Source organism: Aeromonas sp. 604282 (assembly GCF_049170575.1).
Classification (GTDB): domain Bacteria; phylum Pseudomonadota; class Gammaproteobacteria; order Enterobacterales; family Aeromonadaceae; genus Aeromonas; species Aeromonas veronii_A.
In genome coordinates this window covers 59,721-73,288 of the sequence record NZ_JAAKMV010000010.1, presented here as the reverse complement: position 1 = coordinate 73,288, position 13,568 = coordinate 59,721, and the positions used below count along the sequence as shown (strand labels likewise).

At 58.5% G+C, this 13,568-nt stretch carries 14 protein-coding genes and 1 tRNA gene; 7 read left to right on the top strand and 8 right to left on the bottom strand.

The window, feature by feature from the left end; translation table 11 throughout:
- Both G5367_RS13130 and G5367_RS13125 read right to left on the bottom strand, forming a co-directional pair.
- Entirely contained in the window at window positions 1–648 is a 648-nt protein-coding gene (locus tag G5367_RS13130) for an AAA family ATPase (protein WP_335862992.1), read from the bottom strand.
- Window positions 649–745: 97 nt separating this feature from the next.
- Window positions 746–922, bottom strand: a complete 177-nt coding sequence (locus tag G5367_RS13125) for a hypothetical protein (RefSeq protein ID WP_181281680.1) — start codon at window positions 920–922, stop codon at window positions 746–748.
- A gap of 747 nt (window positions 923–1,669) precedes the next feature.
- Between G5367_RS13125 and arcA the strand changes: the two genes are divergently transcribed.
- From arcA to G5367_RS13105, 4 genes are all read left to right on the top strand, one after another.
- Window positions 1,670–2,890, top strand: coding sequence for an arginine deiminase (arcA, locus tag G5367_RS13120; RefSeq protein ID WP_043850716.1), 1,221 nt, complete (start codon window positions 1,670–1,672; stop codon window positions 2,888–2,890).
- A 62-nt stretch (window positions 2,891–2,952) separates the two neighbouring features.
- On the top strand, window positions 2,953–3,879 hold the full coding sequence (gene arcC / locus G5367_RS13115; RefSeq protein ID WP_005339719.1) for a carbamate kinase: 927 nt from the start codon (window positions 2,953–2,955) through the stop codon (window positions 3,877–3,879).
- A gap of 79 nt (window positions 3,880–3,958) precedes the next feature.
- Window positions 3,959–4,963, top strand: coding sequence for an ornithine carbamoyltransferase (argF, locus tag G5367_RS13110; RefSeq protein WP_021231476.1), 1,005 nt, complete (start codon window positions 3,959–3,961; stop codon window positions 4,961–4,963).
- Window positions 4,964–5,086: 123 nt separating this feature from the next.
- Window positions 5,087–6,493: a YfcC family protein gene (locus G5367_RS13105; RefSeq protein ID WP_005339725.1), complete on the top strand. Its 1,407-nt coding sequence runs from the start codon at window positions 5,087–5,089 to the stop codon at window positions 6,491–6,493.
- A 131-nt stretch (window positions 6,494–6,624) separates the two neighbouring features.
- Here the strand turns inward: G5367_RS13105 and G5367_RS13100 are convergent, their stop codons facing one another.
- From G5367_RS13100 to G5367_RS13080, 5 genes are all read right to left on the bottom strand, one after another.
- Window positions 6,625–7,116, bottom strand: a complete 492-nt coding sequence (locus G5367_RS13100) for an arginine repressor (RefSeq protein ID WP_005339728.1) — start codon at window positions 7,114–7,116, stop codon at window positions 6,625–6,627.
- 200 nt (window positions 7,117–7,316) lie between these two features.
- Window positions 7,317–7,781 carry an aspartate carbamoyltransferase regulatory subunit gene (gene pyrI / locus G5367_RS13095; RefSeq protein ID WP_005339730.1) on the bottom strand — a complete coding sequence of 155 codons (465 nt, stop codon included), beginning with the start codon at window positions 7,779–7,781 and terminating at the stop codon, window positions 7,317–7,319.
- Between the two features lie 15 nt (window positions 7,782–7,796).
- Complete coding sequence (pyrB, locus tag G5367_RS13090; protein WP_005339735.1) at window positions 7,797–8,717, bottom strand: aspartate carbamoyltransferase; 921 nt, start codon at window positions 8,715–8,717, stop codon at window positions 7,797–7,799.
- The gene (locus G5367_RS13085; RefSeq protein WP_013724188.1) at window positions 8,698–8,892 is read right to left on the bottom strand and encodes a hypothetical protein; all 195 of its coding nucleotides are present in this window, start codon (window positions 8,890–8,892) and stop codon (window positions 8,698–8,700) included. The genes pyrB and G5367_RS13085 overlap by 20 nt, the downstream gene beginning before the upstream one ends.
- Before the next feature lie 99 nt (window positions 8,893–8,991).
- The gene (locus G5367_RS13080) at window positions 8,992–9,534 is read right to left on the bottom strand and encodes a hypothetical protein (protein ID WP_421294462.1); all 543 of its coding nucleotides are present in this window, start codon (window positions 9,532–9,534) and stop codon (window positions 8,992–8,994) included.
- A 201-nt stretch (window positions 9,535–9,735) separates the two neighbouring features.
- Here G5367_RS13080 and G5367_RS13075 point away from each other — a divergent pair.
- Window positions 9,736–9,812, top strand: a tRNA-Trp gene (locus G5367_RS13075).
- 144 nt (window positions 9,813–9,956) lie between these two features.
- Here G5367_RS13075 and G5367_RS13070 read toward each other — a convergent pair.
- Complete coding sequence (locus G5367_RS13070) at window positions 9,957–10,829, bottom strand: LysR family transcriptional regulator (protein WP_421294460.1); 873 nt, start codon at window positions 10,827–10,829, stop codon at window positions 9,957–9,959.
- Window positions 10,830–10,929: 100 nt separating this feature from the next.
- Between G5367_RS13070 and G5367_RS13065 the strand changes: the two genes are divergently transcribed.
- Both G5367_RS13065 and G5367_RS13060 read left to right on the top strand, forming a co-directional pair.
- A complete protein-coding gene (locus G5367_RS13065) occupies window positions 10,930–11,427 on the top strand; it encodes a lactoylglutathione lyase family protein (protein ID WP_421245181.1) in 498 nt (165 codons plus the stop codon).
- 207 nt (window positions 11,428–11,634) lie between these two features.
- Window positions 11,635–13,527, top strand: coding sequence for a methyl-accepting chemotaxis protein (locus tag G5367_RS13060; RefSeq protein WP_245148195.1), 1,893 nt, complete (start codon window positions 11,635–11,637; stop codon window positions 13,525–13,527).
- The last annotated feature ends 41 nt before the right edge of the window (window positions 13,528–13,568 follow it).

The window sequence follows — 13,568 nt, the reverse complement described above, 5'->3', positions numbered from 1 at the left end:
TCACCCCCCCACTTGCAGGAACTCTTTGGCGATGGCCCGGATCTCTTCGGCGGATTTGCCATCTGGCTCGATCTCCATCACCGACAGTCCCTTCTCTTCGCTGTCGTCATAGACATTGCGGCCGTAGGTGATGGCGTTCAGGACGTCGACACCGAACGAGGAGCAAACCTCTTTCGCTTCCAGAATGCGTTTTACCTGATTGGGCAGGGCGGGGCACTGGGTCAGCACTACGGCTGCATTGAGGGTCGGGTTGACCATCTTGCAGGTGGTGATGAGATCTTCCATGTGGGGCAGGGTCTTGAGGTCGCGGCGTTTCGGGCGCAAGGGGATCAGGGCGTGGGTGGCGACAGCCATGGTGGAGCGCAGCGCCCGGTTGTCTTGCCCGCCGCAATCGACGATGACGTAGTCGTAGCGGTTTTTCAGGCTGAGCAGGTCGTTGCGAATATTGCCATAGAGCTGCACGCAGTTGATTTGTGGCAGCTCCGGGTTGTCATTGCGCTCTTGAATCCAGTCAGAGGTGGTGCGCTGCGGGTCGCAGTCGACCAGTAACACCTCCCCCTGAAATTGGGATCTGAGGTAGACCGCCAGATTTTGTGCCAGGCAGCTCTTGCCACTCCCCCCCTTCTCTCCACCGACCAACAAGATCATGACGTTCCCCTATCCATGAGAAAACCGCTGATTTCAGTATAGGAGGGGCCTGTCTCATCACAAGGCGAGAGGAGTGATGCTCCTCTCGTTGTTTCGACTAGTAATGAACGCTGCCTCCCTGCCAGCGGCAGACATAGTCAGGCACCAGCATTTGAGGGGCCTGGTCGACATGGCATACCACCATGGGCATGGCAGGGGCTCCTTCAGCCTGGCTGAGGGTGGGGAGCGCAGAGAGCAGCAAAGTCGCGAGCAACAGCATGGGTTTCATCTTCATAACAACTCCTTGATAGTGCCATTCCTGTGTGATCTGGATCACTTTCTGAGTTAAGTCGAGGTTGGCGCCAGCGCAAGGTGAGACGAATAAATTCAATTAATGAAAAAAGTATCAAAAGGCGTTGTGGTGACCGACGAGGATGGTTGCCCACCTTGATGCGGACTTTGTGCATATTAAGTTGAACCGCACAAAGAGGTGGTGACTTATGGGGCCGAGCCTGATGGGGTTGGCATCAATGCCATGATCTGGAACAAGAAAAGATTTATGCAGTGAATGTGGTCGATGTGAGTATTTATTTCTCCCGCGTTCCCCTCGTCACGGCGATGTATTCAATACCTAGGGAGTAATATTCAAATTCTATTTATCCTTTCATTTATTATTATGATTTTTAACGGTTTTTGTTATTTGAACTTAATCGCTCCAGTGAGTTGGCATGAATAAAAAATGAATCAACCTGAAATATATCGGGGTGGTTTTGCATGAAGATTCAGGGTTTGCTTGGAGGAAAATGCGTAAATTGCTACTGGAGTCATAGATTGAAAGGTGAATATATTCAGTTCCAAGTGAATGTGATCAATGTCTAAGTTTATTGCGATTGGCAGGTCTAACCTCGGCTTCGAAAGGCAAGGGCAGGATAGAACATAAGCCGATTACCCTACATAAAGAATATCCCGCCTTAGCCACGAGCATGAATAGAAGGAATCTATTCAATCACTCGCAGGGACCACTGCTAGACGGAATATAATCATGAGCAAATTTTATGTAGGTTCTGAAGTTGGCCAATTGCGCCGTGTCATGTTGCACCGACCCAACCTCAGTCTGAAGCGTCTGACTCCTTCCAACTGCCAGGATCTGCTGTTCGATGACGTCCTGTCTGTTGAACGCGCCGGTCAGGAGCACGACAAATTCGCTCAGGTACTGCGCGATCAGAATGTCGAAGTTTTCCTGCTGACCAATCTGCTGGCCGAAACACTTGATGTGCCGGAAGCCAAAACTTGGCTGTTGCAACATCAGGTCTCCGACTACCGCCTCGGCTCTTCTTTTGCCAACGACGTGCGCTGCTTCCTGGCTGACATGCCGCACCGCGAACTGGCCCGCATTCTCTCCGGCGGCCTGACTTACTCCGAGATGCCCTACAGCGGTGTCAACATGGTAGTGGGCATGCACGCTCCGACCGATTTCATCATCGAGCCGCTGCCCAACCACCTCTTCACTCGTGACACCTCCTGCTGGGTTTACGGTGGCGTTTCCATCAACCCGATGGCCAAGCCGGCTCGTCGCCGCGAAACCAACCATGTGAAGGCTATCTATCGCTGGCACCCGATGTTTGCCGGTCAGGACTTCATCAAGTACTTCGGTGACGAGGAGCGTGACTACGACAACTCCACCATTGAGGGTGGCGACGTACTGGTTATCGGCCGCGGCGCCGTGCTGATCGGCATGTCCGAGCGCACCACCCCGCAAGGTGTCGAGCACCTGGCTCGCAGCCTGTTCAAACACGGTCAGGCCAAACAGGTCATCGCCATGGAATTGCCGAAACACCGCAGCTGCATGCACCTGGATACCGTCATGACCCACATGGATGTCGATACCTTCTCCGTCTATCCGGAAGTGATCCGCAAGGATGTGCAGTGCTGGAGCCTGACTCCGGGCGGCGCCACCGGCATGAACATCAAGGAAGAGGGCTACTTCGTCACCGCTATCGAGAAAGCATTGGGCGTCGATCAGCTGAAGATCATCACCACTGGCGGTGACAGCTTCGAAGCCGAACGCGAGCAGTGGAACGACGCCAACAACGTACTGACCGTACGTCCCGGCGTGGTGGTGGGTTACGAGCGCAATACCTACACCAACGAGAAGTATGACAAAGCCGGTATCACAGTTCTCTCCATCCCGGGTGATGAACTGGGCCGTGGCCGCGGCGGCGCCCGCTGCATGAGCTGCCCGATGGAACGCGACAGCATCTGATGAGACGGCGTGGCGCCGGCAGAAGCTGGCGCCACACAGAACCAAACTCGAGATTAACCACTATGAAAAAACCAACTGTCGTCGTCGCTCTGGGTGGCAATGCACTGCTCCGTCGTGGTGAGCCACTGGAAGCGGATATCCAGCGCAAGAACATTGCAACTGCCGCCAAGACCATCGCCCTGATCGCTCAGGAGTACAACGTGGTACTGGTGCATGGTAACGGCCCGCAAGTCGGCCTGCTGGCCCTGCAAAACAGCGCCTATACCAAGGTATCCCCCTATCCGCTGGATGTGCTGGGTGCCGAGTCCCAGGGCATGATCGGCTACATGCTGATCCAGGAGCTGAAAAACCTGATGCCGAGCCGCAATGTCACCGCGCTGCTGACTCAGGTGCAGGTTGATCCCAAGGATCCGGCGTTTGCCAATCCGACCAAATTTATCGGCCCCGTCTACGAAGAGGCTGAAGCCCGCACTCTGGCAGAAGAGAAGCATTGGGTGGTCAAGGCTGACGGCAAGTTCTTCCGCCGTGTAGTGCCATCCCCGCTGCCCCAGCGCATCGTTGAAGGCGACGCCATCGAAACCCTGATTGCCCAGGGCCACCTCATCATCTGTACCGGTGGTGGCGGTATCCCGGTGACCTGGGATGGCCAGAGCCTGACCGGTATCGAAGCCGTCATCGACAAGGACATGTCTGCCGCCTATCTGGCCAAGCAGATCAAGGCCGACGCCCTGCTGATCCTGACCGACGCCGATGCCGTCTATCTGGATTGGGGCAAACCGACCCAGCGTCCGCTGCGAGTCACCAGCCCGGACGAGCTGGCCGGGGTCAAGTTCGACGCAGGTTCCATGGGACCGAAAGTCGAAGCCTCCTGTGAATTTGTCAAAGCGACCGGCGGCATGGTCGGCATCGGCTCTCTGGAAGATGGCCTCGCCATCCTCAAGGGTGAAGCCGGCACCAATATCGTCGCCACCCGCACCGTACATGCGTAATTACCGACATCTGTACTGAGAATGCGTAGTCAACACTACTGCCCGAACTGGTCTGAAACATATATAGAGAGAACTCATCATGGCTTTTAATCTGCGTAACCGTAACTTCCTGAAACTGCTGGACTTCACCCCGCGCGAAATCCAATACATGATCGACCTGGCCATCGACCTGAAGAAAGCCAAATACGGTGGCTACGAGCGCAAGCATCTGGTCGGCAAGAACATCGCCCTGATTTTCGAGAAGACCTCCACCCGTACTCGTTGTGCGTTTGAAGTGGCGGCCTTCGACCAAGGCGCGCAAGTCTCCTACCTTGGCCCAAGCGGTTCCCAAATCGGTCACAAGGAGTCCATGAAGGACACCGCTCGTGTACTGGGTCGCATGTATGACGGTATCGAATACCGCGGCTACGGTCAGGAGATCGTCGAAGAACTGGGCGCCTACGCCGGTGTCCCGGTCTGGAACGGCCTGACCAACGAATTCCACCCGACCCAGATCCTGGCCGACTTCATGACCATGCTGGAGCACGGCAAGGGCAAGCGTCTGGATCAAATCAAGTTCGCCTACCTGGGTGATGCCCGCAACAACATGGGTAACTCCCTGATGGTCGGCGCCGCCAAAATGGGCATGGACATCCGTCTGGTCGCGCCGAAAGCCTTCTGGCCGGAAGAGGAGTTGGTTGCCAAGTGCCGCCAGATCGCCGAAGAGACCGGCGCACGCATCACCCTGACCGAAGATGTGAAAGAGGGTGTGCTGGGTGCTGACTTCCTCTACACCGACGTCTGGGTATCCATGGGTGAAGCGAAAGAAGCCTGGGATCAGCGCGTCAAACTGATGACCCCGTATCAGGTCAACATGGATGTCATCAACGCCACCAAGAACCCGGATGTGAAGTTCATGCACTGCCTGCCGGCGTTCCACAACGACGAGACCACCATGGGCAAGGAAGTGGCTGACAAATATGGCATGAAAGGCCTGGAAGTAACCGAGGACGTGTTCGAATCCGAGCACAGCATCGTGTTCGACGAGGCCGAAAACCGGATGCACACCATCAAGGCAGTGATGGTTGCTACGCTGGGCGACTAAGGTCGCAGTAGTGGTGCCGGGGGGCGACCCCCGGCTTTTCGACCATGTGACAGCGGCATAATACCTCTAACCCTACAACCCGCAGCCTGCATGGATACCACACCCACAGAAGGAAGCTGGACCATGACCAAATTCAAGTTCCCGTCAGCCTACACGATACTGTTTGTGCTGATCGCCCTGGTGGCCGCCCTGAGCTGGATAGTGCCGGCCGGCAAATATGAGATGACCATGAACGAAGCCCTCGGCAAAGAAGTGCCGGTGGCGGGTACCTACAAACTGGTGGAGGGGAATCCCCAGGGGATCGTCGACGTGCTGCTGGCACCTATCGATGGCCTCTACAACCACGACACCTATGAGGCAGGTGCCATCGACGTCTCTCTCTTTATCCTGATCATCGGTGGTTTTCTTGGCATTGTGACCAAGACAGGTGCCATCGATGCCGGTATCGAACGTGTGACCGACCGTCTGCGTGGCCGTGAAGAGTGGATGATCCCGATCCTGATGGCGCTGTTCGCCGCAGGGGGCACCATCTACGGCATGGCCGAAGAGTCGCTGCCTTTCTACACCCTGCTGGTGCCGGTGATGATGGCCGCCCGCTTCGACCCTGTGGTGGCAGCGGCAACCGTATTGCTGGGCGCCGGTATCGGTACTCTCGGCTCAACCATCAACCCGTTTGCCACCGTTATCGCCGCCAACGCCGCCGGGATCTCCTTCACTGATGGTATCTGGCTGCGTGTCGCCATGCTGGTCGCCGGTTGGCTGCTCTGCGTTGCCTACGTCATGCGTTACGCCAAGATGGTGCGCAGCGATCCGAGCAAATCTCTGGTGGCTGACAAGTGGGAAGAGAACCGTGCCCACTTCCTCGGCAACAAGAGCGACCAGATGCTGGAGTTCACCCTGACCCGTAAAATCGTGCTGGGTATCTTCGTCGCCGCCTTTGCCGTGATGATCTATGGTGTGGCCGTGCTGGGCTGGTGGATGGCGCAGATCTCCGGTGTGTTCCTGGCTGCCGCCATCATCGTTGGTCTCATTTCCCGTATGAGCGAGGAGGAGTTGACCTCCAACTTTATCGACGGTGCCCGCGACCTGCTGGGTGTGGCGCTGATCATCGGTATCGCCCGCGGTATCGTGGTGGTAATGGATAACGGCATGATCACTCACACCATTTTGCACAGTGCAGAAGGGATCGTGACTGGCCTCTCCACCATCGTCTTTATCAACGTGATGTTCGTGCTGGAAGTGGTGCTCTCCTTCCTGGTGCCGTCCTCCTCCGGTCTGGCCGTACTGACCATGCCGATCATGGCGCCGCTGGCCGACTTTGCCAACGTGGGTCGCGATCTGGTGGTGACTGCTTACCAGTCTGCCTCCGGTCTGGTGAATCTGGTGACCCCGACCTCCGCCGTGGTCATGGGCGGCCTGGCCATCGCCAAGGTGCCTTATGTGCGCTGGCTGAAGTGGGTGGCTCCGCTGCTCGGTATCCTGACCGTGCTGATCGTGGTCTGCCTGAGCCTGGGTGCCGTGCTCTCCTGAGGATGACAAGCAAGATGAAACGGGAGCCTGCGGGCTCCCGTTTTTTATGAGCGCAAGAAGTGATGGACACAAAGTCGCAGGCAACAAAAAGGCGACCCGCGGGTCGCCTCAGTGCATTTGGGGGAGAGAGCTTAGCGGGCCTGCGCCAGGGTGCGCACCACGGCGGCATGGGCCTGACGGGTGCGGCTGATATGGCGCGGCGCGACCAGCACCACGTCATTGCCCGCGACGGCGCCCATGATCTCGGGATTGGCGTTGCGATCCAGCAGGCGGGCCACCACGGTGGCGGCTCCCGGGGTGGTGTGGATCAGCACCATCTGCTGGTTGTGTACCACTTCGCGCACCATGTCGTGGATCGAGCGGGTACTGCCGGCGGGTTCCAGCTGCTCATCGACCAGGGTGTAGACCTTCTTGCCGTTGGCATTCTGCGCCTTGGCAACGCCAAGGCGGCGCAACAGACGGGAGATGGTGGACTGGCTGATGTCGGCAAAGCCGCGCTCCGACAGCTCGCGGCGGATCTCTTCCTGGGTGCTGTAGCAGTGCTGACCGATGATCTGGCGACAGGCATCCAGCTGGGCCAGATCGGGCTCTTGGGCAACGGGACGACTGAGGGTTTTGACCACGGCGAATTCCTTTGATGATGACCGGAGGTAAACGCGCGATATCTGCCATAGCAGTCAGTTATCAGGCAAAAACACTGATAATCCATCTATATGCAGGGAATGAACGGGCATTACCATCTTGCGATGGCAAATTATAGCTGACTGGAAATTTGGTGATGTGACAGGGTTCAAAAATGGGCCCCGCGGGGCCCAATCAGATATCAGTAACGCTCGCTGACGATGTCCTGAGTGAAGGACTTCTCGCAATATTTGCACTTCATCCGCACCACGCCTTTCACTTCGCGCACCCGGAAGTAGCTGTCTACCGGCTCGTTGTGGGAGATGCAGTTGGAGTTGGGGCAGTGGAATACCCCGGCAATGAACTCCGGCAACTCCAGCTGGTGCTTCTTCACCACATTGAAGTCTTCAATGATGTTGACGGTCGCTTTCGGGGCGAACAGCGCCAGCTGGTTGGCTTGTTGCTCGGTCAGGCGGGTGTTCTCAATCTTGATGAGATCCTTCTTGCCCAGCGCGCCGGATTTCAGGTTGAAGCCGACGGTGATCCGCTCCTGGGTTTCGACCAGCTGGAACAGCTTGAGGATCTTGATGCCCTGGCCTGCGGGGATGTGATCGATGACGGAGCCGTGACGGATGGCTTCGACTTGCAGTTGGTTCTTGTCAGACATGATATTCCCCTAAGCTCAGACAGTTTCGTTCAGTACCAGTGCCAGCAGCGCCTGGCGTGCATAGACCCCGTTCTCCGCCTGCTGGAAGTAGCAAGCGTGGGGGGTCTTGTCGACCGCAACATCGATCTCGTCGACGCGGGGCAGGGGATGCAGGATCTTCATAGTGGGCTTGGCCCCTTCCAGGGTCGCCAGCTCCAGAATGAACTTGGCGGCCATGTGCTTGTATTCGGTCTCGTCGAAGCGCTCTTTCTGGACGCGGGTCATGTAGAGGATGTCCAGCTCCGGCATCACCTCTTCCATGGTCTGGTGGACGCTGAACTGGATGCCCTTCTCTTCCAGCTCTTCGCAGATGTAGTCCGGCATCGCCAGCGCTTCCGGGGAGATGAAGAAGAAGCGGCAGTTGAACAGGCTGAGGGCCTGGGCCAGCGAGTGCACGGTGCGGCCATATTTCAGGTCACCGACGAAGGCGACGTTGAGGTTGTCCAGACGACCCTGGGTCTCATGGATGGTGAACAGGTCGAGCAGGGTCTGGCTCGGATGCTGGTTGGAGCCGTCGCCGCCGTTGATGACCGGCACGCGGGAGAACTCGGAGGCCAGACGGGCCGCGCCCTCTTTCGGGTGGCGCATCACCACCGCATCCGAGTAGGAACCGATGATCTTGATGGAGTCAGCCAGCGTCTCGCCCTTCTTGGCGCTGGTGTTGCCACCGTCGGCGAAGCCGATGATGTTGCCGCCAAGGCGCTGTACCGCGGTCTCGAACGAGAGGCGGGTGCGGGTGGAGGCTTCGAAGAAGCAGCTGGCAACCAGCTTGTCTTTCAACAGGCTGGTGTCAGGTTCAGCCTTCAACCGTTGTGCGGTTGAGACTACCAGTTCCATTTCTGACCGGGTCAGGTCCGAAATGGAGATGACATGTTTCTTATAGAGTGGATTGGTCATCGTCTGCATTCCCTTTGACATCATTGGAGGTTTTTCGGGCACAAAAAAAAGCCCCTGAAACAGGGGCTTTTTTTAAAAATAACTGGGGATCGTTGGGGTGGGAACCGGAAACAACGGGGCCGCTCTGGTGCGCACCACCCGTCTGCAAGGCTGTTTTCTGAATTAAAAACTGCATCGTTTCGTCCCGACCTTTTTCAAAACCGGACAGATTATAGGGCCGCTTTTTTAATTGTCAAAATTTTATTTACGATGCCAATTTCAGCATGAAAAACGTTTAAGTGACGGAAACATGACGACAAATCCACACCTTGTGCGTCTCTTGCAGCGATTCCCCATCGCGGGCCATGGCGCGCAAATAACCGAGTCTGTGGTGTCCTTCCAGCAGGCAGTAGGGGCGGGGTAGGGGATGACCGTTCGGGTAGCTGGCTCCCTCCTCCGGCGCCAGCACGATGACAGGTTCCGGCCAGGTGCCTTCGCTCAGCATCTTCTCGCCGAGCCAGGAGCGACGCACATAGCGGTTGCTGCGCAGCATCTCGCCCCAGCGCTCGATCACCTCCATATGGCGGGAGTCCACCTGATCCACCAGTTGCGCGGTGGGCCAGCTTTCACAGGTGAATTGATGGCTGGCGAGATCGATAAAGCTCCAGTTGGACTCAAAACCGCGCCAATGGCGGTAAATCCACTGGGAGAGCACATTTTCAGGAATAAAGGGCACCAGCGGCGCGACCCGTTCAAGATAGGCGGGCAGGGGCTCTGTTTTGCGTTCATCCCTGAAGTTGAGGGGCGCCAGTTGTTGGAGCAGTCGGTAATTGAGCATAAGTGGCCTCCCGGTACCTGATTTCACCCTACCCCCATTTATGTCCCATTCCTACCCCGGCAGGGCTGCAAATACAGCAAGTTATCCCGCTTTGCTGCACAAACAAGCGCGACTTGTTCGGGATTTGTGCAATCACATCGAAAGCGTAAAAAAAGCCTTTACCTTTGATCTCCACTTTGTATACTACGCCTCGTTTGTTGCAGGGGCGTAGTTCCAATTGGTAGAACAGCGGTCTCCAAAACCGATGGTTGCGGGTTCGAGTCCTGCCGCCCCTGCCATTTTCAGAGAGGCCAGCTCATTGAGCTGGCCTTTCGCATTTCCGGCATTCGCCCATTTATCCACCTCTCCTTTCTCTTCTCCTTCTTGCCGCTAGCCCTCGGTGACTGTGGCCACATTGATCTCGATGTCTGCCGCAAGAGCGTTCAGTGTGCAGCAACCCGCTGTTTCAGGACGGTGACCAGCCGCTGGTGGCGGGCGGGGAGCGGCCACTCGGCGCGGTAGATCAGCCAGAGGGTGTCGATCACTTCAATGCTGCTCTGGATCACCCGGATCTTCTCCTGCTGGGCAAAGGCGGTGACGGCGAAGCGGGGCAGCACGGTAAAGCCGAGGCCGCGGGCGACCGGCTCCAGGATCAGGCCGATCTGGTTGGTAAAGCCGCGCAGCGGGATCTCGTCAACGCGCTGGCCGGGGTAGCGTCGTCCCAACAGGCGTTGTGCCATGCTGCGGCCATCCGGGTGGTCGATAAAGCCGAGCTGACAGAGGTACTGCCAGCTCGGCTCCTTGCCATCGTTGGGCACCACCAGACAGAGGGGTTCGCGGGCGAAGGGCTCGGCGGCGATGCTGAGGTGTTCAGGCGGCTGATCCACCAGTCCCAGATCGCTGCGCCCCGCCAGTACCGCCTGCACTATGTCGGGGGTGGGGGCAAAGCGGTGCTGGATGGTGAGTCCGGGGTGCTCCTGTTGCTGGTCGAGCAGCAGGGGATAGAGCAGCAGACCGATGCTGCCCGGGGTGGACAGGGTGATGGCGCCGCGGTGAGGGTCATCGTCAGAGAGGCGCGCTCGCAGCTGTTCGGCGGCCTGCTCCTGCTGGCGGGCGAAGTCGAGCAGCACCAACCCGCGCGGAGTGAGCTCCAGCTGACGGGGCTTGCGCAGCAGCAGGGTGCCAAATTCGGCCTCGAGACGCGAGATATGCTGACTGACGGCGGCCTGGGTGAGATCCAGCCGCTCGGCGGCGCGGGTAAAGCTGCCGGTTTCATGCACCACCACCAGGGTGTGGAGCCAGAGTGGATTAACCATAAATTTAATTTATGTCTTCCATTAGTTTGACCTTATTTTTCATTATGGCGCCTCTTCCTATCATGTCACCTGTTTCCCACACACAATTTCAAGGTGACTTATGACTTACCCGCGCAACTTCTCCCACATCGGCATCACGGTGACTGACCTCGACAAAGCGGTCGAGTTCTATACCAAGGTGATGGGCTGGTATCTCATCATGCCGGCGACCACCATCACCGAGGATAACTCCGCCATCGGCGTGATGTGCAACGACGTGTTTGGCCCGGGCTGGGGTTGTTTTCGCATCGCCCACCTCTCTACCGGCGACAAGATCGGCATCGAACTGTTCGAGTTCCCCAACAGCGAGCGCTGTGAGAACAACTTCGAATTCTGGAAGACCGGGGTGTTCCATTTCAGCGTGCAGGATCCGGATGTCGAGGGGCTGGCGGCGCGCATCGTCGCAGCGGGCGGCAAGCAGCGGATGCCGGTGCGCGAGTACTACCCGGGCGAGAAGCCCTACCGCATGGTCTACATGGAAGATCCCTTCGGCAACATCATCGAGATCTACAGCCACAGCTATGAGCTGACCTACTCCGCCGGTGCATATCAGGGGTAAGTGACAGGCCGCCTTCGGGCGGCCTGCTGCTTTGTTGTTACAAGAGTCAGTAGCATGGAATAGCGTTCTGCTTCACACGAATAGCGCGTTCTGTTGTTGATAGATGGGAAAATATACAGATTCACTAAAGTCTGTTCATATTGCGGCCGATAGCCTTTGATACATCAGGGTTTTCCCTGCCTGACACAACAACAAGGATTCGTCGTCATGACCCTCTCTCTGCGCGGCAAGCTGCTGGCCACCAGTCTTGGCGTAGTGCTGCTGATGGCATCACTGCTCGGCATCGTTGCCTTTCACACCCTAAAATCCCGCACCATGAGCGCCATCCAGAGCGAGGCGGTCAACTATGGCCACGCCTACTCGGTCGCCATCGGCGAATGGATGACGGATCGCAAGAACACCGTCCATGCGCTGGTCAATCTGATCAGCGATAATCCCCAAGCCGAGCTGGTGCCCCACCTGAAGCAGGCCTATACCTCCGGTGGGTTCGGGCTCACCTATTTTGGCTCCGCGCAGGGGGTGATGACCCGGCAGGATCCCTCCCTCAACACCGGCAACTATGACCCGCGCGAGCGCCCCTGGTATCAGGATGCGGTGAAGGCGGGGCAGCTGATCGTCACCGCCCCCTATGTCAGCGTCACCATGCAGAAGCTGGTGGTCACTCTTTCCGAGCCGGTACGCCATCAGGGCGAGCTGGTCGGTGCCGTGGGGGCCAACCTGGCGCTCGACAAGCTGATCGACGAAGTGCTGGCGATGAAGGTGCAGGGTGAGGGCTACGCCATGCTGCTCGACAGCAGCGGCCTCATCGTCGGCCATCCGCAGAAGGATTTGGCGCTCAAGCCCATCGCCGAGCTGGCGCCGGGACTCTCTGCCGCCACCTTCCAGCAGTGGGGCCGCGAAAACAGCGAGCTGCACGCCGCCACCCTCGACGGGCGGGATGTGCTGCTGGCAGTACAACCGGTGCCGGGCACCGACTGGCTGCTGGCCATGGTGATGTATCGCGATGTGCTGGAGGCGCCGCTCAGCAGTCTGCTGTGGGAGCTGGTGGGGCTGACCCTGGTGCTGATGCTGGTGTTCAGCGCCCTGCTCACCGCCACCTTCAAATACCTGTTCGCCGATCTCGGTCGGGTCGCGCACGCTCTGCACGACATCGCCCACGGCGAGGGGGATCTCACCGTTCACATCAACACCCACAGCAAGGATGAGGTGGGTCAGCTGGCACAGAACTTCAACCAGTTCGTGGCGCGGCTGCACGGCATCGTCAGCCGGTTGCGCGATGTGACCGTCGAGCTGGCGGCACAGTCCCGTGTCCAGGCGGCCGGGGCGCAGGCTCGCAGTCAGCGGGTGCGCCAGCAGCAGGACGAGATCGTGATGGTGGCGACCGCGGTGACCGAGATGGCTTCCGCTACCCAGGAGATCGCCGGTAACGCCGAGTTTGCTGCCACCACCGCCACCGATGCGGTCGCACTGGCGGTCGCCGGCCAATCCCAGGTTGGCCAGAGTCAGCGCAGCATTACCGGTTTGGCGGACGAAGTGGCCGATGCCAGCCAGATCATCAACGAGCTCGACAGCCATGCCCAGAAGATCAGCGGCATTCTGGCGACCATCAGCGGCATCGCCGAGCAGACCAACCTGCTGGCGCTCAACGCTGCCATCGAGGCGGCCCGGGCCGGTGAGCAGGGCCGTGGTTTTGCGGTGGTGGCGGACGAGGTGCGGGTGCTGTCGCGCCGCACCCACGACTCCACCGACGAGATCCAGCAGATGATCGAGACCCTGCAGCAGACCACCCGTCGCGCCGTGGGTGGCATGGAGACCAGCCGTCAGCTGGCGGGTACCAGCGTCGAGGATGCGGAAGCGGCCAACCAGAGCCTTGCCCGGATCAACGAGGCGATCGGCTCCATCAGCGACATGGCGACCCAGATCGCCGCGGCGGCCGAGGAGCAGACTTCAGTGACCGGCGAGATCAGCCGCAATACCGAGAATATCCGCCACGTCTCGCAAGAGCTGGCCGAGCAGGCGGGCAATGAGGCGGCGCAGGCGGCCGAGCTCAAGTCGCTGACCGAGCGGCTGGAGCAGGAGATCGGCCGCTTCCGGCTCTGACATCCCGCCACGCCAGCAACAGAAAGGGCAGCCCGCGGGCT